This is a genomic window from Pseudomonas sp. S3E12 (genome assembly GCF_001702295.1).
GTDB lineage: Bacteria > Pseudomonadota > Gammaproteobacteria > Pseudomonadales > Pseudomonadaceae > Aquipseudomonas > Aquipseudomonas marginalis.
The window spans coordinates 313,199-331,983 of the sequence record NZ_MBDT01000002.1; the positions used below are offsets into that span (position 1 = coordinate 313,199).

Here is an 18,785-nt window from a genome sequence, read left to right on the forward strand (position 1 = left end):
GACCCTAAAGAAACGCGGCGCCTGGCGCCAAATGACTGAGAGATTAAGCGGCCAACCCATGCCGGGTTGGGCATGTGGTTTTAGAGGGCTGAGGCATGTCGAGAGTCTGTCAAGTTACCGGTAAGGGTCCGGTGACTGGGAATAACATTTCCCACGCAAATAACAAAACCCGTCGTCGTTTCCTGCCGAACCTGCAGCATCACCGCTTCTGGGTTGAAGAAGAGAAACGTTTTGTTCGCCTGCGTGTATCTGCCAAAGGCATGCGTATTATCGACAAGCGTGGCATCACTGTCGTGCTGGCCGAAATCCGCGCCGCTGGCAAGATCTAAGGAGCTCTATCATGCGTGAATTGATTCGAATGATCTCTAGCGCCGGTACTGGTCACTTCTACACTACCGACAAGAACAAGCGTACTACCCCGGACAAGCTCGAAAAGAAAATGTTCGACCCGCGCGTTCGCAAGCACGTGATCTACAAAGAAGGCAAAATCAAGTAATTGATTTTCCTCCTTGTGAAAAAGCCCGTATCTCACGATACGGGCTTTTTTTTGCCTGGCGTTTGTTGATCAGGCCTTCTGCTCGAACACCACATAGATCTTGCGGCACGGCTCCAGCACTTCCCAGGTGCCGCTGAAGCCGGCGGGGATCACGAAGCGGTCGCCGGCACGCAAGGTCTTCGCATTGCCCTCGGCGTCGCGCAATACAGAGACGCCTTGCACGATCTCGCAATACTCATGCTCGCTGTAGTTGACCTGCCACTGCCCGACCTCACCTTCCCAGACCCCGGCGTTCATCTGGCCGCACGGGCTGTTGTAATGGTTGTACACCGTTTGTTCGGGATCGCCCTTGAGGATTTTTTCCGCGGCAGGGCGGTAGCGGTCTGGGGCGGTGTTGGCCTGGCTGAAGTCGACGATGTCCTGGATGCTCATGTGCGTGTCCCGTCTGGCCTGCGGTTGGAGAGCCCAAAGTCTATGTTTATTAAAATGAACATCGCAAGGGCGTTTACCGCGGTTATGTCAAATATATTGAAACATCCCTGGCCGCTGGTTTAGGGTGGCAGCTGCCTTTGAGCCGAACAGCTGGCTGGCGGGCAAGCATTCTTTGAGGCTGCCGGGGGACATCGCCTGGCCCTTGTATTCAATAAGAGGAGGACACTCGCATGACCACCCTGACCCGTGCCGACTGGGAACAACGCGCCAAGGACCTGAAGATCGAAGGCCGCGCCTACATCAATGGCGAATACACCGCTGCCGTTTCCGGCGACACCTTCGAATGCATCAGCCCGGTCGATGGCCGCCTGCTCACCAGCGTAGCCAGTTGTGACGCCGCCGACGCCCAGCGCGCCGTAGAAAATGCCCGCGCCACCTTCAATTCCGGTGTCTGGTCGCGCCTGGCGCCGGCCAAACGCAAAGCCACCATGATCCGTTTCGCCGCGCTGCTCAAGGCCAATGCCGAAGAACTGGCGCTGCTCGAAACCCTGGATATGGGCAAGCCGATCAGTGACTCCCTGAACATTGACGTACCCGGCGCGGCAAATGCCCTGAGCTGGAGCGGCGAGGCAATCGACAAGATCTACGACGAAGTCGCTGCCACCCCCCACGATCAGTTGGGTCTGGTGACCCGCGAGCCGGTCGGCGTGGTGGGTGCCATCGTGCCGTGGAACTTCCCGCTGATGATGGCCTGCTGGAAACTCGGCCCGGCGCTGTCCACCGGTAACTCGGTGATCCTCAAGCCGTCCGAAAAATCCCCACTCACCGCCATCCGCATCGCGGCCCTGGCCGTTGAAGCCGGTATTCCGAAAGGCGTGTTCAACGTGCTGCCGGGCTACGGCCACACCGTCGGCAATGCGCTGGCGCTGCACATGGACGTCGACACACTGGTGTTCACCGGTTCGACCAAGATCGCCAAGCAACTGTTGATTCGCTCCGGTGAGTCGAACATGAAGCGCGTCTGGCTGGAGGCCGGCGGCAAGAGCCCGAACATCGTTTTTGCCGATGCTCCGAACCTGCAAGCCGCCGCCGAATCCGCTGCCAGCGCCATCGCCTTCAACCAGGGTGAAGTCTGCACTGCCGGTTCGCGCCTGCTGGTGGAACGTTCGATCAAGGACACCTTCCTGCCGCTGGTGATCGAGGCCCTCAAGGGCTGGAAGCCCGGCAACCCGCTGGATCCGGCGACCAACGTCGGAGCCCTGGTGGACACCCAGCAGATGAACACCGTGCTGTCGTACATCGAAGCCGGCCACACTGACGGCGCCAAGTTGGTGGCGGGTGGCAAGCGCATCCTGGAAGAGACGGGCGGCACCTACGTCGAGCCGACGATTTTCGACGGTGTAACCAACGCCATGAGAATCGCCCAGGAAGAGATCTTCGGCCCGGTGCTGTCGGTGATTACCTTTGACGGCGCCGAAGAAGCGATCAAGATCGCCAACGACACCCAATACGGCCTCGCCGCTGCGGTGTGGACATCGGACATTTCCAAGGCGCACCTCACCGCCAAGGCCCTGCGTGCCGGCAGCGTGTGGGTCAACCAATACGACGGCGGCGACATGACCGCACCGTTTGGCGGCTTCAAGCAGTCGGGTAATGGTCGCGACAAGTCGCTGCATGCGTTCGACAAGTACACCGAGCTGAAGGCGACCTGGATCAAGCTCTAAGCAACACCGCAGGCAAATGTGGGAGGGGGCTTGCCCCCGATAGCAGTGTGTCAGGCACTAACAGTGCTCAATGATCCACCGCAATCGGGAGCAAGCCCCCTCCCACACTGTTTTGTGTGAACCCATGATTATCCACAGGAGCGTGGCAATGCGTTGGGCGACCTATTTCGCCGTCCTGGCCTCGGTGCTCAGTGTCGGCCTGGCCCTCGGCGTCAGCATGCCGCTGGTCTCCCTGCGCCTGGAGGGCTGGGGCTACGGCAGTTTCGCGATTGGCGTAATGGCCGCCATGCCGGCCTTTGGCGTATTGCTTGGCGCCAAGGTCTCCAGCCGCCTGGCCGCCTGGCTCGGCACCGCGAATCTCATGCGTCTGTGCCTGTGGGCTGGCGCGGTATCCATCGGTTTGCTGGCCATTCTGCCCAGCTACCCGATATGGCTGGCGTTGCGCCTGATGATCGGGGTGATCCTGACCATCGTGTTTATCCTCGGTGAAAGCTGGATCAACCAGTTGGTGGTGGAGCAGTGGCGTGGCCGGCTGGTGGCGCTGTATGGCTGCAGTTATGCCTTGAGCCAGCTCTCGGGCCCGTTGCTGCTGGGCCTGATCGGTACCGACCATGACTATGGTTTCTGGGTTGGCGTTGGCCTGCTGGTGGTGGCTCCGCTGGCATTGCTGGGTCGCTCTGGTGCGCCCAGTGCCGAATCGTTCAGCGTGACCTTCGCGGACCTGTGGCGCTTCTGCCTGAGCCTGCCGGCGATTGCCTGGGCGGTGGCGCTGTTCGCCGCGTTTGAGGCGATGATCCTGACGCTGCTGCCGGTGTATTGCCTGCAACAGGGATTCACTGCCGAAATTGCCCTGGCGATGGTCAGCACGGTGGTGGTCGGTGACGCGCTGCTGCAACTGCCCATCGGTGCGCTGGCGGATTATCTGCCACGACGCACGCTGTTTTTGAGTTGCGCACTGCTGTTGCTGGCATCGAGCCTGGCGATTCCGTTGCTGATGCACACGCTGCTGATCTGGCCAATATGGGTGCTGTTCGGCGCCAGTGCCGGCGGGTTGTTCACGTTGTCGCTGATTCTGATCGGCGAGCGTTATCGTGACGATGCGCTGGTGCGTGCCAATGCCCACATCGCGCAGTTATGGGGCATCGGTTGCCTGATCGGCCCGCTTGTGGCCGGCGCCGGCAGCCAATGGATCAGCGGGCACGCGCTGCCGTGGCTGATGGCGGCCGGGGCCTTGGGTTTGGTGGTGCTGTTGCTGCGCCAAGGCGCATTCGGTGCTGCTCAGCCCGCTTGATCCGCGCTGTTCCTAGAGCATGCGCTCCAGGCCGACCGAGGTGGCGAACCAGGCATTGAACCGTCGCCACCAACTGCCCGGCTCACGGGTCAGGGTGTGCAGTTGGCCGTTGTCCTCGGTCACCCATACCACGTTGCCGTCCTGCAGTTTCGCCTCGTAGCTCAGGGCCGGCGCCATGCCTTGCAGGGCGAGATTGCGCACGTGTTCCGCCAGTTCGGGGCTGTCCACCAGCACGCCGACCTCGGTGTTCCACAGCACGGAGCGCGGGTCGAAATTGAAAGAGCCGACAAACGATTTTTGCCGATCAAAGATCATCGCCTTACTGTGCAGGCTCGAGTCCGAGCCGCGGAACGTGCCTCGACGAAACAGGTGCGGGCCGCTGCCGCCGTCGTCACCCGGTTGGCGGCGCAGCTCGTAGAGTTTTACCCCGTGCTCCAGCAACGCCTTGCGGTACGGTGCGTAGCCGCCATGTACGGCAGGCACGTCGGTGGCTTCAAGGGAGTTGGTCAACAAGCTCACCGATACGCCCGCGTCGGCGCGCCCCGTCAGGTACACCAGGCCGGGCTGTCCCGGCACGAAGTACGCCGAGATCATCATCAGTTCATGGTTGACGCCTTCCAGTTCCGGGGCCAGTTGCGTGGTCAGCAGCAGGTGCGGGTCCGGGTCGGCCTTGGACAGCACCTTGCTGGGTGCGTCCCACAGCGCCTGGTTCCAGGCCCAGATCAGTTCGCGGCGCCAGATGTCCATGCGCGGCTGGGTCTGATAGGTGCGCAGGCGTGCATACAACGCGTGCTTCTGCTGGCGCGACTCGGCCAGCGACGCCTCCAGGCCCAGGCGCGCGGCGGCCAAGTCACCTTTGGAGGGCATATTGGAGACAAAATCATCAATGGGTTTGCTCAAGGCGCTGTTCCAGTACTGATCGAAACTGTGCCCGAGTTGCTCGGCCACCGGCCCGACGCTGAGCATGTCGATATCGGTGAAGTTCAGGTTGGGCTCGGCGTCGAAATACTCATCCCCCAGGTTGCGCCCACCGACGATGGCCACGCTGTTGTCCGCCAGCCACAGCTTGTTGTGCATGCGCCGGTGTTGCAGGGACAGGTTGAACAGGCGGCCCATGGCTCGCGTCACACCGGTGCTGCGTCCCAGGTGCAGGGGGTTGAACAGGCGAATCTCGATCTTGGGGTGGGCGGCGAGGGTGGCGATGATCTGGTCGAGGCCGTCGCTGGTGGTGTCATCCAGCAGGATGCGCACGCGCACGCCACGGTCGGCGGCCTTGAGCAGTTCATCCACCAGCATCCGCGTGCTGATGCCGTCGTGGACGATGTAGTACTGCAGGTCAAGGCTGGTCTGGGCATTGCGGATCAGCTCGGCGCGGGCCATGAAGGCTTCGCTGCTGTTGGGCAGCAGGCGAAAACCTGAACGGCCCTGGTAAGGCGCGGCCTGGGCCTGGATCGAGCGGCCGAACGACGATTGGGCGGCCGGCAGGGCGTCGCTGGGTATGCGCGGGGTACTCACCGTGGCGCAGCCGCTCAGGGCCAGGGCTCCCAGCAGGAAAAACGGTAAAAGCCGTCGAATCATCAAGGGAGTCGTGTCCAGGTCAGGGCGGTTGTCGACATATGACGGCGATTTTTCGCGAAAGGTCAGTCCACCGTTTCGGCCAGCATCTTGATCGCGGCAGCGCCGACTTTGCGCACGGCCTCTTCAATCTGTGGGGTGGGCTTGGCAGCGTAGTTCATGCGCAGGCAGTTACGGTACTTGCCCGACGCGGAAAAGATGCTTCCCACAGCCACCTGTACGCCTTGTTCAACCAGTGCGCGGTTGAGCTTGAGGGTGTCGAAACCTTCCGGCAGTTCTATCCACAGCATGAAGCTGCCTTGTGGGCGGCTGGCACGGGTGCCGGCCGGGAAGTAGCGGCTGACCCAGTCGAGCATCAGGTCGCGATTACGCTGATATTGTGTGCGCATCCGTCGCAAATGCGGTTCGAAATGACCCCCTTTGAGAAACTCGGCAATTGCGATCTGCGGCTGCGTGGCGGTGGAGCCGGTGCTGATGTACTTCATGTGCAGCACCCGCTCCAGGTACCGGCCCGGAGCCACCCAGCCAATGCGCAGGCCTGGCGCCAGGGTCTTGGAGAACGAACTGCACAGCAGCACCCGGCCGTCTTCGTCGAAGGATTTGATGGTGCGCGGGCGTGGGTAGCTGTAGGCCAGTTCGCCATACACATCGTCTTCGATGATCGCCACGTCAAAGCGCTGGGCCAGGGTCAGCAATGCGCGTTTGCGCGCTTCCGGCATGATGTAGCCCAGGGGGTTATTGCAGTTGGGGGTCAGCTGGATAACCTTGATCGGCCACTGTTCCAGCGCCAGTTCCAGGGCTTCGAGGCTGATGCCGGTGATTGGGTCGGTGGGGATTTCCAGGGCTTTCATGCCCAGGCCCTTGAGGGTCTGCATGGCCCCGTGGAAGCTGGGCGAGTCCACCGCGACGATATCGCCCGGCTCGCAGATGGCGTGGATGCTGGCGGACAGCGCCTCGTGGCAGCCGGTGGTAATCACGATGTCCTCGGCCGTCAGTTGGCAGCCGGAATCCAATGACAGCCGGGCGATTTGCTCGCGCAGTTCCATACAGCCGAGGATATTGTCGTAATACAGTCCGGGCAGATCCTGGCGCCGGCTGACGCGAGCCAGGCTGCGCAGCAGGGGTTTGAGGGTGGGTGACAATACGTCCGGCATGCCGCGGCCCATCTGTATGACGTCTTTGCGCGGGACTGCGCGAATCAATTCCAGCACCTGGTCCCACTGCGATATTTCCACCGGACGCTGGGCCGGGCGGCCGACCTCCGGCAGTGCCGGCAACTCCCGACCTACCGGTACAAAGTAGCCGGACTTGGGCTTGGGCATCGCCAGGCCGTTGTCTTCCAGCAATCGATACGCCTGCTGCACGGTGCTCAGGCTGACCCCGTGCTCCACGCTCAAGGCGCGTACGGACGGCAGTCGATCGCCAGGGCGATAGAACCCTTGTTCGATACGCGTGCCCAGCAATTCGGCGAGGTTGACGTAAAGCGTCATGGCGGTCGCTCCAGGTGACCAGTACAGATAAGGGGAAAATACAGGATTCAGCCGCGCACGGGCAGTATCTGTATGGATTTAATAAAGGTGGGTTGAATCTGTAATGGTTTTGCCTGCTCGCTCATTCTAGCCACTCATGGCAACAGACAAACGAGGGGCAGCAAAATGAACGGCATGAGTGATGTGCGGCTGACGTTACACAGTCAGGAATTGCAGGCTGGGCAAGAGCGGGCGACGTCGCCGCGCGAGATCAGCCGCTGGAGCCTGTTCTGGCACCGCCGCCATACACGCAAGGCCTTGCTGCACTTGACTCGCGAGCAATTGCGCGATGTTGGGTTGACCTCGGAGCAAGCCCGCCAGGAAGGCCTGAAACCCTTCTGGCGCGATTGATCAGACCAGCTCTTTGAGGCGGTGCCAGAGCATTCCCAAGGCCAGCAGCGGCGAGCGCAGGTGCTTGCCGCCGGGGAAGGTGATGTGTGGCACCCGGGCGAACAGGTCGAAACGTCCCTGCTGCTGGCCACTGATGGCTTCGGCCAGCAGCTTGCCCGCCAGGTGCGTGGCGTTGAGGCCGTGGCCTGCGTAGGCCTGGGCGTAATACACATTGGGCTGGTCCGCCAGGCGGCCGATCTGCGGCAGGCGGTTGGCGCCGATGCCGATCATGCCGCCCCATTGGTAATCGATCTTCACGTCGGCCAGTTGTGGGAACACCTGCAGCATCTTTGGCCGCATGTAGGCGCCGATGTCCTTGGGGTCGCGTCCGGAGTAGTGGCAGGCGCCGCCGAATAACAGGCGACGGTCGGCGGACAGCCGGAAGTAATCCACCGTCACGCGCTGGTCACACACGGCCATGTTCTGCGGTAACAGGTTGGCGGCTTGGGCCTGGCTCAAGGGCTCGGTGGCGATGATGTAGCTGCCGGCGGGCAGCACCTTGCCGCTCAATTGCGGATTCAGTCCATTGAGGTAGGCATTGCAAGCCAGTACCAGGGTCTTGGCGCGCACAGTGCCTTGGGCGGTGTGCACCTTGACCTCGGGGCCGTAGTCGATGCGCGTCACTTGCGACTGTTCGAACAACTGCACACCCCATTGCTGCGCGGCGGCGGCTTCGCCGAGAGCCAGGCTCAATGGATGCAGGTGGCCGGAACCCATGTCGATCATGCCGCCCACATAGCGGTCGGAGCCGATGACGCTGCCCATGTCGCTCGCTTGCAGCAGGCGCACTTCATGGCGATAGCCCAGGCTGCGCAGTTCTTCGGCGTCTTCGGCAAGGCCTTGCAGGTCGCGAGGCTTGTTGGCCAGGTCGCAGTAGCCCCAGGTCAGGTCGCAGGGGATCTGGTAGCGTTCGACACGTTCACGCACGATCTCTACGGCTTCCAGGCCCATCCGCTTCATCTGGCGCACGCCATCGGTGCCGATCACGTTGGTGAACTGCTCCAGGCCGTGACCGACGCCGCGAATCAACTGGCCGCCATTGCGCCCGCTGGCGCCCCAGGCGATCTTGCGCGCCTCCAGCAGCACCACGCTGAAGCCGCGCTCAGCCAGCTCCAGGGCCGTATTGAGGCCGGAGAAACCGCCGCCTATCACGCACACGTCCGCGCCTACTTCGCCCGTCAACGCCGCGTAATCGGGTTGCGGCACGCTGCTGGCGGCGTAGTAGGAAGCGGTGTGCCGGGCGCTGGCGGTCATGGGGAGCATCCCTGTTTGGAAAATTTGACGCAGGATACAGCGGTCGGACGAAGCTGTCTGCGCAGGGCGTTTTGCTTCAGAATCCAACTCTATTCGCCGTTCGGTACCTGTTTCGATGAGTTGCAACAGTCAGAAAATCAGCGCGCTGCGCCGTCAGATTCCTTCGTTCGAGTGCGTCCCCGGCTGCCACGACTGCTGTGGGCCGGTTACCACTTCGCCCGAGGAGATGTCGCGCCTGCCACGCAAGACCGCTGCCGAGCAGGACGCCGCGATGGACGAGCTGAACTGTGTGCACCTGGGCCCCAACGGCTGCACCGTGTATGACGAGCGGCCGCTGATCTGTCGGCTGTTCGGCACCACGAAGACCTTGCCATGCCCCAATGGACGGGGGCCCGTAGAGCTGATTCATCCACGGGTGGAAAAGCAGATCCATGAATACATGGCGAGCACTCGGCAGGTGCTGGTTTAATCGGGAATAGGCAAGTTGAGGCTCTCCTTGACCTCTTCCATCACGATATAGCTCTTCGATTCCCGCACATGGGGCAACTTGAGCAGGATGTCGCCGAGCAATTTGCGGTACGAGGCCATCTCGGAAATCCGCGCTTTCACCAGATAGTCGAAGTCCCCCGAGACCAGGTGGCATTCCAGCACATGGGGCAGTTTCAGCACGGCGCGGCGGAACTCCTCAAAGGTGTCGCCGGATTTGTAATCGAGGCTGATCTCGACAAATACCAGCAAACTTCCCTTCAAATGCTGGGGATTGAGCCGCGCGTTGTAACCCATGATGATCCCCTCGCGCTCCAGCCGCCGCACCCGCTCTGTACACGGCGTGGTGGACAGCCCGACCTTTTCCCCCAGCTCGGTGAACGAAATTCGCCCGTCGGTTTGCAGGATGCGCAGGATGTTGCGGTCGATCTTGTCCAGCTCCCGCTTGGTCTGGGTGTTGGTACGCATAGGGGATACGCCTCTGTAAAAAGGGTTTTTGCCGAGAATTGTCGCCAAATATAGGCATTTATATAGTGAAATGCACTGGCGATTGCTTTTTATACTGCGCCCATCATTGCTTGAATAACACACGTCAGCGGCCAAGCCCGCGATGAGGGTATAAAAATGCGCGTTCTGGTCTTAGGTAGCGGCGTCATTGGTGTGACCAGTGCCTACTATTTGGCGCGGGCCGGCTTTGAAGTCGTCGTGGTCGACCGTCAGCCGGCTGCTGCCATGGAAACCAGTTTCGCCAATGCCGGCCAGGTGTCCCCTGGCTACGCTTCGCCATGGGCCGCGCCGGGCGTGCCGCTCAAGGCCATCAAGTGGTTGCTGCAACGCCACGCGCCGTTGGCGATCAAGGCCACGGCGGATATTGACCAGTACCTGTGGATGGCGCAGATGCTGCGCAACTGCACCGCCAGCCGTTATGCGATGAACAAGGAGCGCATGGTGCGCCTGTCCGAGTACAGCCGTGACTGCCTCGATGAGTTGCGTGCTGAAACCGGCATCGCCTACGAAGGCCGCAGCCTCGGGACTACCCAGTTGTTCCGTACCCAGGCTCAGTTGGATGGCGCCGCCAAGGACATCGCCGTGTTGAAAGAGTCCGGTGTGCCGTTCGAGCTGCTCGACCGCGCCGGTATTGCCCGTGTTGAACCGGCCCTGGCCAGCGTCACCGATATCCTCGCCGGTGCCCTGCGTCTGCCCAACGACCAGACCGGCGACTGCCAGATGTTCACCACCCGCCTGGCCGAGATGTGCAAGCAGTTGGGTGTGGAGTTTCGCTTCGAACAGGATATCCAGCGCCTCGACTACGCCGGCGAGCGCATCAACGGTGTATGGGTTGACGGCAAGCTGGAAACCGCCGACCGCTACGTGCTGGCCCTCGGCAGCTACTCGCCGAAGCTGCTCAAGCCGCTGGGGATCAAGGCGCCGGTGTACCCGCTCAAGGGCTACTCGCTGACCGTGCCGATTACCAACTCAGCGATGGCGCCGACGTCGACCATTCTCGACGAGACCTACAAGGTCGCCATCACCCGTTTCGACAACCGCATCCGTGTCGGCGGCATGGCTGAAATAGCCGGTTTTGACCTGTCGCTTAACCCGCGTCGGCGTGAAACCCTGGAGATGATCGTCAACGACCTTTATCCTCAGGGCGGCAATCTGGCCGAAGCCACGTTCTGGACCGGCCTGCGCCCGGCCACACCCGACGGCACGCCGATTGTCGGTGCCACGCCGTTCAAGAACCTATTCCTCAACACCGGCCATGGCACCCTCGGTTGGACCATGGCGTGCGGCTCCGGTCGCTTGCTGGCCGACCTGATGGCGAAGAAAACGCCGCAGATCAGCGCCGAAGGCCTCGATATTTCCCGTTATGGCAACCACCAGGAGTCCGCAAAACATGTCAATCCAGCGCCAGCTCACCAATGAGCGCATGAGCCAGATCGTCGTTCACAGCGGTACCGTGTATCTGGCCGGGCAAGTCGGTGACGACATGAACGCCGGGATCGAACAGCAGACCCGTGAAACCCTGGCCAATATCGAACGTTTGCTGGACTTGGCCGGCACCGACAAAACCAAGCTGTTGTCGGTGACGATCTACCTGAAAGACATCGACGCCGATTTCGCCGGCATGAACGCGGTGTGGGACAAGTGGCTACCCAAAGGCGTCGCCCCGGCCCGCGCCACGGTTGAGGCCAAGCTGTGCGAACCGGAAATCCTGGTAGAGCTGTCCGTCGTGGCCGCGCTGCCTTAAACAACGCTCCCTCTCCCGGTGCTGACGCTGTTGGTCGGCGCCGGTTTTTCTTCACTTTGCCGCCTAGAAGCCTGCCGCCATGCGTCCTGCCCGTGCCCTGATCGACCTCCAAGCCCTGCGCCACAACTACCAACTGGCCCGTGAAGTCACGGGGGCCAAGGCCCTCGCCGTGGTCAAGGCCGACGCCTACGGCCATGGTGCCGTACGCGTTGCCCAGGCGCTGGAAGCCGAGGCCGACGGGTTTGCCGTGGCGTGCATCGAGGAGGCGCTGGAGTTGCGCGCCGCGGGTATTCGCGCGCCAGTACTGCTGCTGGAAGGTTTTTTCGAAGCCGACGAGTTGCCGCTGATCGTCGAGCATGATTTCTGGTGCGTGGTGCATTCGCTGTGGCAACTGGAGGCCATCGAACAGGCCCGGTTGAGCGCGCCGCTGACCATCTGGCTCAAGCTCGATTCGGGGATGCACCGCGTTGGCCTGCACCCCAAGGATTACCACGAGGCTTACCAGCGCCTGCTGGCCAGCGGCAAAGTCGCAAAGATTGTGTTGATGAGCCATTTTGCCCGCGCCGACGAACTGGATTGCGTCAGCAGCAACGAGCAAGTGGCGGTGTTCGATGCGGCGCGCCAGGGACTGGTGGCGGAGGTCAGCCTGCGCAACTCGCCGTCGGTGCTGGGCTGGCCGAGCGTATCCAGCGACTGGGTACGCCCGGGCATCATGCTGTATGGCGCCACACCGTTTGGTGAGGATCAGGCCTTGGCCGCGCGTTTGCAGCCGGTGATGACCCTGGAATCGAAAGTGATCTGTGTGCGTGAACTGCCAGCCGGCGAGCCGGTAGGCTACGGCGCCCGGTTCATCACGCCCAAACCGATGCGTATCGGCGTGGTTGCCATGGGCTATGCCGACGGCTACCCGCGCCATGCGCCCACCGGCACGCCGGTGCTGGTGGCGGGGCAGCGCAGCCAATTGCTGGGTCGCGTGTCCATGGACATGCTGTGCATCGACCTGACGGACGTCCCCGAAGCGGGTCTTGGTTCCACAGTGGAGCTGTGGGGCAAAAATATCCTCGCCAGTGACGTCGCCGCCGCCGCCGAGACCATCCCGTACCAGATCTTCTGCAACCTGCGTCGTGTGCCAAGGCTCTATTCCGGCGCTTGAGCGACAGAGACGAACACAGCTCCCTGGGATTTAGGCCCAAGTGTTGTAAATACTGAACGCTGTCGCCATGATAACGCTCAATTACAACAACGCCTGAATCCTAGGAGGCTCCCGCATTGGACGTCGGCGAACGACTGCAATCCATCCGTAAGCTGAAGGGTCTTTCCCAGCGTGAGCTCGCCAAGCGCGCGGGTGTCACCAACAGCACCATTTCGATGATCGAAAAAAACAGCGTCAGCCCCTCGATCAGTTCCTTGCGCAAGGTGCTGGGCGGCATCCCCATGTCCATGGTCGAGTTCTTTTCCGAGGAGATCCTCCAGGAAATACCGACGCAGATCGTCTATAAAGCCAATGAGCTGATCGACATCTCCGACGGCGCCGTCACCATGAAGCTGGTGGGCCGTGCGCACCCGAGCCGGGCAATTGCGTTTCTCAATGAAATCTACCCGCCTGGCGCCGATACAGGCGAAGAAATGCTCACCCACGAGGGCGAGGAAACCGGGATTCTGGTGGAAGGCCGTTTGGAGTTGGTGGTCGGTCTTGAAACTTTTGTGCTCGAAGCCGGCGATAGCTACTACTTTGAAAGCACCAAGCCCCATCGTTTCCGTAATCCGTTCGATGTGCCGGCGCGACTAATCAGCGCAGCCACACCCGCGAACTTTTAACAAAAGAGGCGTCCTGCCAGCGCTGCAGAGGCTCCCGAGCAGCATTCCGCGAGACTGAATCTCCCTTTGTTTAATAGGGTTGTTTCGGCCGGACGGGCTAACCGTTATACTTTCGCCGCCTGCGAAACCGTGGCCGCAGGCGTGAATAGCCACCATTGAGGGTGAACGCGTGAATCTAATTATGAAAATGCTGGCTGCACCAGCAACCGTACTGGCCCTATGGGCTGTCAGCGCTCAAGCTGCGACCAATGATGACATTGCCAAGCGCCTGGAGCCGGTCGGCCAAGTCTGCGTCCAGGGCCAGGAGTGCAAGGGCATGGAAGTGGCGGTAGCTGCGGGCGGGGGCGCTGCGAAGACGCCCGACGACATCATCGCCAAGCACTGCAACGCATGCCACGGTACCGGGCTGCTGGGCGCGCCGAAAATCGGCGACACCGCTGCCTGGAAAGAACGCGCCGACCACCAGGGCGGCCTTGATGGCATCCTGGCCAAGGCCATCACCGGTATCAACGCCATGCCGCCTAAAGGCACCTGCGCGGATTGCTCGGATGATGACCTGAAGGGCGCGATCAAGAAGATGTCCGGCCTGTAACCGTCGATCTTCGTCAAAAATGCCGCTTACGAGCGGCTTTTTTGTGGGTGTGATGTGTGTTTCGAGGCTGTTCTTTGCAGCAAAGACCCGCCATTCTCTGTCCAACCCCTAATCATGGAATGTTCAGGAGGGTCGGATGGTGCAGTTGTGTTCAATCGAGCAAGCAGTTGACGACGTACTCGCGCGACTACCGGCGCATATCCACATGGGCATGCCCCTGGGGCTGGGCAAGCCCAACCTGTTTGCCAATGCACTGTACCGGCGTATCGCCAAGCTGCCGGAGCGGGCGCTGACGATTTACACCGCGCTTAGCCTGGGCCGCCCGACCTTGGGCGATGGCTTGCAGAAGCGCTTTCTCGAACCCTTTATCGAGCGGGTGTTTGGTGACTACCCAGAGTTGGAGTTTCTCGCCGCACTGCACTCAGACAGCCTGCCGAAGAATATCCATGTGCAGCAGTTCTTCATGCAGCCCGGCAGTCTGCTCCACAGCACGTCGGCCCAGCAGGACTATGTCAGCAGCAACTACAGCCACGCCGCCCGCGACATCAACGCCGCCGGCCTGAACCTGGTGGCGCAGTTGGTCGCGAGCAGCGCCGAACACCCGGACCGCCTGAGCCTGAGCTGCAACCCCGACATCACCCTCGACCTGCTACCGATGATCGCCAAGCGTCGTGAAGCGGGCGAAACCGTTTTGATCGTTGGCCAGGTTCACACCGAGTTGCCGTACATGCCGGGCGATTCCGAGTTGGGCATGGACGCGTTCGACTACCTGATCGATGCAAAGGACAGCACCACACTGTTCTCCACACCGAACATGCCGGTGGGGTTCCAGGACCATTTCATCGGCTTGCATGCCAGCACCCTGGTGCGCGACGGCGGCACCTTGCAGATCGGCATCGGCTCCATGGGCGATGCGCTGACCGCCGCGTTGCTGGCGCGCCAGGCGGACAACGAAGCCTATCGACTGCTGCTGACGGACATCGATGTATACCAGTGGGCCCCGCTGATCAGCCGTGAAGGCGGTGTCGACCCCTTCGCCCGTGGCCTCTACGGTTGCAGCGAAATGTTCGTCAACGGCCTGCTGGTGCTGGCGGATGCGGGGATTGTCCGGCGCAAGGTCTACCCGGATGTGGCCACCCAGGAGCAAGCCAACGCCGGTTTGCTGGACGATGCGGCGCAGCCCGATGGCGTTTCGATCCACGGCGGTTTCTTCCTGGGGCCGCGCAGTTTTTACCAGCGCTTGCAGGAGATGACCCCCGCCAAGCGTCTGGAATTCAACATGACCCGTATCAGCTACATTAACGAGCTGTACGGCCAGGAAGAACTCAAGCGCCTGCAGCGCCAGGAGGCACGGTTTATCAACAGTGCGATCACGGTAACGTTGCTGGGCGCAGGCGTGGCCGACCAGTTGGAGGACGGTCGCGTGCTCAGCGGCGTGGGCGGGCAATACAACTTTGTGGCTCAGGGTCATGCGCTGGAGGGCGCGCGCTCGATCCTGATCCTGCGCAGTTGGCGTGAGTCGGCCGGGGAGGTCAGTTCCAATATCGTCTGGGAGTATGGGCATTGCACCATTCCCCGGCACCTGAGGGACATCGTCATCACGGAGTACGGTATTGCCGACCTGCGTGGGCAGACGGATGCCAAGGTGATCGAGGCGTTGCTCAACATCACCGACTCACGCTTTCAAGCCGACTTGATCGAACAGGCGCAAAAGGCCGGCAAGTTGCCCAAGGATTTCCAGCTGGATCCGCGCTTTGGCGACAACACGCCGGAGCGGCTCCAAGGTATCCAGGCGCGGCATCGGCGTTTGTTCCCGGAATATCCGCTGGGCAGCGACTTCACTCACGAAGAGCGGGATCTGTTGCGCGCCTTGAACTGGCTCAAGAGCAAATTCAAGCTGACGGAGATTCTGGAGTTGGGCAAGGCAGCGCTGGATGCACCGGAGCCGCAGGCGTTTCCCGAGCATCTGAAGCGGATGGGGTTGGATTCGCCGGAGGGGTTGAAGGAGGATCTCTATCAGCGCCTATTGCTCGCTGGCTTACAAGCAACCGCACACTAAAATCAACACAGGTCAACATGTGGGAGGGGCAAGCCCTCTCCCACATGTTTAACCGCGTGCAGGCAACGATTACTCGATGAAGGTAACCACGCCACCTTCCAGCGACTTCACCCGCGCCAGCGACTCGACCCGATAACCCTGCGCATCCAACTCCGCACGGCCACCCTGGAACGACTTCTCGATCACAATCCCCAAGCCCGCAACGGTCGCACCGGCCTGTTTGATGATCGAAATCAGCGCTTGGGATGCCTTGCCGTTGGCCAGGAAGTCATCAATCACCAGTACGCGATCGCTGCTGGTCAGGTGTCGCGGCGAGATCGCGACGGTGCTTTCGACTTTCTTGGTGAAGGAATACACCGTCGCCGACAACAGGTTTTCGGTCAGGGTCAGGGACTGCTGCTTGCGGGCGAAAATCACCGGCACGCCGAGGTTCAGGCCGGTCATGATCGCCGGTGCGATGCCCGACGCTTCGATGGTGACGATCTTGGTGATGCCCGAGTCCTTGAACCGTGCGGCGAATTCGTCGCCGATCAGTTTCATCAGCGCCGGGTCGATCTGGTGATTCAGAAAGGCGTCGACCTTGAGTACCTGATCGGAAAGCACGATGCCTTCTTCGCGAATTTTCTTGTGCAGTGCTTCCACGGAAAGCTTCCTCTAATGGCGGGTTGTGCGCCGAAAGTAGATTAAAAAGTAGTCGATTCTAGCGCTTTAACATCGCGCGTATATCCGCCAGGGCGGTGTTGCCGCGAACGGCTTTCACCTCGGTCGGGGTGTCGTCGTTGCCTTCCCAGGCCAGGTCATCCGGCGGCAGCTCGTCCAGGAAACGGCTGGGGGCACAATCGATGATTTCGCCGTATTGCTTGCGCTTGGCGGCAAAGGTGAAGGCCAGTGTCTGACGTGCGCGGGTAATGCCCACGTAGGCCAGGCGCCGTTCTTCCTCGATGGTGTCGGCCTCGATGCTGGAGCGGTGCGGGAGGATTTCCTCTTCCATGCCCATGATGAACACGTAGGGAAATTCCAGGCCCTTGGACGCATGCAAGGTCATCATCTGTACACCTTCGGCGCCGTCTTCCTCTTCCTGCTGGCGCTCGAGCATGTCGCGCAGCACCAGCTTGCCGATGGCGTCCTCGACGGTCATTTCGCCGTCTTCGTCTTTTTCCAGGGTGTTCTTCAACGCTTCGATCAGGAACCAGACGTTGCCCATGCGGTAATCCGCGGCCTTGTCGCTGGAACTGTTGGTGCGCAGCCAGTTTTCATAGTCGATGTCCATGACCATGCTGCGCAGGGCGCTGATCGGGTCTTCGCCGGCGCACTGTTCACGTACCTTGTCCATGAAGCGCTTGAAGCGCGACAGGCGATCGGTGAAACGCGTGTCCAGGTGTTCGCCCAGGCCGATTTCGTCGGTGGCGGCGTACATCGAGATCTTGCGTTCAGTGGCGTAGTTGCCGAGCTTTTCCAAGGTGGTGGAACCAATCTCGCGGCGCGGCACGTTGATCACGCGCAGGAAGGCGTTGTCGTCGTCCGGGTTCACGATCAGGCGGAAGTAGGCCATCAGGTCCTTCACTTCCTGGCGTCCGAAAAAGCTGTTGCCACCTGACAGCCGATACGGGACCTGGTGGTGCTGCAATTTCAGCTCGATCAGCTTGGCCTGGTAGTTGCCGCGATACAGGATCGCGAAGTCGCTGTAGGGGCGGTCGGTGCGCAGGTGCAGGCTGAGGATTTCCACCGCCACGCGCTCGGCTTCGGCGTCTTCGTTGCGGCAGCGGATCACGCGGATCTCATCGCCGTGGCCCATCTCGCTCCACAGTTGTTTTTCAAACTCGTGGGGGTTATTCGAGATCAGCACGTTGGCGCAACGCAGGATGCGGCTGGTGGAGCGGTAGTTCTGCTCCAGCATCACCACTTTCAGGGACGGGTAGTCGTCCTTGAGCAGCATCAGGTTTTCCGGGCGGGCGCCGCGCCAGGCGTAGATCGACTGGTCGTCGTCGCCCACCACGGTGAACTGGTTGCGCGTACCGATCAGCAACTTCACCAGCAGGTATTGGCTGGCGTTGGTGTCCTGGTATTCGTCCACCAGCAGGTAGCGCACCTTGTTCTGCCACTTTTCGAGGATGTCGGCGTGTTCCTGGAACAGCTTCACCGGCAGCAGGATCAGGTCGTCGAAGTCCACCGCGTTGAACGCCTTGAGCGTGCGCTGGTAGTGGGTGTAGACGATGGCGGCGGTCTGTTCCTTGGGGTTGCGCGCGTTTTCCAGGGCTTCGGGCGGCAGGATCAGGTCATTTTTCCAGGCGCCGATCATGTTCTTGATCTCGTCGACGCCGTCGTCGCCTGCGTATTCCTTCTGCATGATGTCGGTCATCAGGGCCTTGACGTCGGTCTCGTCGAAGATCGAGAAGCCCGGCTTGTAGCCCAGCCGCACATGCTCCTTGCGGATGATGTTCAGGCCCAGGTTATGGAAGGTACACACCGTGAGGCCACGGCCTTCGCCACCCTTGAGCAGGGTGCCGACACGCTCTTTCATTTCCCGCGCGGCCTTGTTGGTAAAGGTCATGGCGACGATGTACTGGGCGCGGATGCCACAGTTCTGGATCAGGTGCGCGATCTTGCGGGTGATCACACTGGTCTTGCCGGAACCTGCACCGGCGAGCACCAATAGAGGGCCGCCGACGTAGTTCACGGCTTCTTGCTGCCGGGGATTGAGTCGGGACATACGGAATTCAGGGAGTCGTTATTCAAAAGGGCGGGCATTTTAACAGGCTGGCAAGATTCTGCTGCCCTGGATCGACGGTGTGACGTACCACTCGATCTAAATTTGCCGCTTTTGCTACTTTGCCGCAGGATGTCGGGGCTTCTTGTGGTTAAAGCAGCGACAATTGCTTACACCTGCG

General features: G+C 61.2%; 19 protein-coding genes. 12 read left to right on the forward strand and 7 right to left on the reverse strand.

From position 1 onward, the window contains the following. The first annotated feature begins 95 nt into the window (after positions 1–95). Both rpmB and rpmG read left to right on the forward strand, forming a co-directional pair. On the forward strand, positions 96–329 hold the full coding sequence (rpmB, locus tag BB029_RS01440; protein WP_003176907.1) for a 50S ribosomal protein L28: 234 nt from the start codon (positions 96–98) through the stop codon (positions 327–329). Positions 330–340: 11 nt separating this feature from the next. Next, entirely contained in the window at positions 341–496 is a 156-nt protein-coding gene (rpmG, locus tag BB029_RS01445) for a 50S ribosomal protein L33 (protein ID WP_003176906.1), read from the forward strand. Positions 497–565: 69 nt separating this feature from the next. Here rpmG and BB029_RS01450 read toward each other — a convergent pair whose 3' ends face one another. Then, positions 566–928: a cupin domain-containing protein gene (locus BB029_RS01450; RefSeq protein ID WP_027608294.1), complete on the reverse strand. Its 363-nt coding sequence runs from the start codon at positions 926–928 to the stop codon at positions 566–568. Positions 929–1,158: 230 nt separating this feature from the next. Between BB029_RS01450 and BB029_RS01455 the strand changes: the two genes are divergently transcribed. Continuing rightward, positions 1,159–2,652, forward strand: coding sequence for an aldehyde dehydrogenase (locus tag BB029_RS01455; RefSeq protein WP_027608295.1), 1,494 nt, complete (start codon positions 1,159–1,161; stop codon positions 2,650–2,652). Positions 2,653–2,800: 148 nt separating this feature from the next. Then, positions 2,801–3,943 (forward strand): MFS transporter, encoded by a 1,143-nt coding sequence (locus BB029_RS01460; protein WP_065937994.1) that lies wholly within the window; start codon positions 2,801–2,803, stop codon positions 3,941–3,943. 12 nt (positions 3,944–3,955) lie between these two features. Here the strand turns inward: BB029_RS01460 and BB029_RS01465 are convergent, their stop codons facing one another. Together BB029_RS01465 and BB029_RS01470 are read right to left on the reverse strand one after the other, a co-directional pair. Further along, positions 3,956–5,521 (reverse strand): phospholipase D family protein, encoded by a 1,566-nt coding sequence (locus BB029_RS01465; protein WP_065937995.1) that lies wholly within the window; start codon positions 5,519–5,521, stop codon positions 3,956–3,958. A 62-nt stretch (positions 5,522–5,583) separates the two neighbouring features. Continuing rightward, positions 5,584–7,008: a PLP-dependent aminotransferase family protein gene (locus tag BB029_RS01470; protein WP_065937996.1), complete on the reverse strand. Its 1,425-nt coding sequence runs from the start codon at positions 7,006–7,008 to the stop codon at positions 5,584–5,586. A 165-nt stretch (positions 7,009–7,173) separates the two neighbouring features. On the opposite strand from BB029_RS01470, the gene BB029_RS01475 reads away from it, so the two are divergent. After that, the gene (locus BB029_RS01475; RefSeq protein ID WP_065937997.1) at positions 7,174–7,398 is read left to right on the forward strand and encodes a DUF1127 domain-containing protein; all 225 of its coding nucleotides are present in this window, start codon (positions 7,174–7,176) and stop codon (positions 7,396–7,398) included. On the opposite strand, the gene BB029_RS01480 is transcribed toward BB029_RS01475, so the two are convergent. Next, positions 7,399–8,691 carry an FAD-binding oxidoreductase gene (locus tag BB029_RS01480; RefSeq protein ID WP_065937998.1) on the reverse strand — a complete coding sequence of 431 codons (1,293 nt, stop codon included), beginning with the start codon at positions 8,689–8,691 and terminating at the stop codon, positions 7,399–7,401. It abuts the gene before it with no gap. A gap of 115 nt (positions 8,692–8,806) precedes the next feature. Between BB029_RS01480 and BB029_RS01485 the strand changes: the two genes are divergently transcribed. Further along, positions 8,807–9,160 (forward strand): YkgJ family cysteine cluster protein, encoded by a 354-nt coding sequence (locus BB029_RS01485; protein ID WP_003176897.1) that lies wholly within the window; start codon positions 8,807–8,809, stop codon positions 9,158–9,160. Here the strand turns inward: BB029_RS01485 and BB029_RS01490 are convergent. Then, a complete protein-coding gene (locus BB029_RS01490) occupies positions 9,157–9,645 on the reverse strand; it encodes an Lrp/AsnC ligand binding domain-containing protein (RefSeq protein ID WP_003176896.1) in 489 nt (162 codons plus the stop codon). The two genes, BB029_RS01485 and BB029_RS01490, sit on opposite strands and share 4 nt — an antisense overlap. 156 nt (positions 9,646–9,801) lie before the next feature. On the opposite strand from BB029_RS01490, the gene dadA reads away from it, so the two are divergent. The 6 genes from dadA to BB029_RS01520 all read left to right on the forward strand — a co-directional run bounded on the left by dadA (position 9,802) and on the right by BB029_RS01520 (position 15,897). Continuing rightward, complete coding sequence (dadA, locus tag BB029_RS01495; RefSeq protein ID WP_065937999.1) at positions 9,802–11,103, forward strand: D-amino acid dehydrogenase; 1,302 nt, start codon at positions 9,802–9,804, stop codon at positions 11,101–11,103. Further along, the gene (locus BB029_RS01500) at positions 11,075–11,428 is read left to right on the forward strand and encodes a RidA family protein (RefSeq protein ID WP_017135862.1); all 354 of its coding nucleotides are present in this window, start codon (positions 11,075–11,077) and stop codon (positions 11,426–11,428) included. Before dadA ends, BB029_RS01500 begins: the two co-directional genes overlap by 29 nt. A 79-nt stretch (positions 11,429–11,507) precedes the next feature. Beyond that, on the forward strand, positions 11,508–12,581 hold the full coding sequence (gene alr, locus BB029_RS01505; RefSeq protein ID WP_065926701.1) for an alanine racemase: 1,074 nt from the start codon (positions 11,508–11,510) through the stop codon (positions 12,579–12,581). 116 nt (positions 12,582–12,697) lie between these two features. Beyond that, a complete protein-coding gene (locus BB029_RS01510) occupies positions 12,698–13,246 on the forward strand; it encodes a cupin domain-containing protein (protein WP_003176893.1) in 549 nt (182 codons plus the stop codon). Between the two features lie 181 nt (positions 13,247–13,427). Then, positions 13,428–13,838 (forward strand): cytochrome c5 family protein, encoded by a 411-nt coding sequence (locus BB029_RS01515; RefSeq protein WP_043293857.1) that lies wholly within the window; start codon positions 13,428–13,430, stop codon positions 13,836–13,838. Between the two features lie 136 nt (positions 13,839–13,974). After that, positions 13,975–15,897, forward strand: a complete 1,923-nt coding sequence (locus BB029_RS01520; protein WP_065938000.1) for an acetyl-CoA hydrolase/transferase C-terminal domain-containing protein — start codon at positions 13,975–13,977, stop codon at positions 15,895–15,897. A 69-nt stretch (positions 15,898–15,966) separates the two neighbouring features. Here the strand turns inward: BB029_RS01520 and BB029_RS01525 are convergent, their stop codons facing one another. Together BB029_RS01525 and rep are read right to left on the reverse strand one after the other, a co-directional pair. Continuing rightward, positions 15,967–16,539 (reverse strand): xanthine phosphoribosyltransferase, encoded by a 573-nt coding sequence (locus BB029_RS01525; protein WP_065938001.1) that lies wholly within the window; start codon positions 16,537–16,539, stop codon positions 15,967–15,969. A gap of 58 nt (positions 16,540–16,597) precedes the next feature. Then, the gene (rep, locus tag BB029_RS01530) at positions 16,598–18,607 is read right to left on the reverse strand and encodes a DNA helicase Rep (RefSeq protein ID WP_027608306.1); all 2,010 of its coding nucleotides are present in this window, start codon (positions 18,605–18,607) and stop codon (positions 16,598–16,600) included. Between the last annotated feature and the right edge of the window lie 178 nt (positions 18,608–18,785).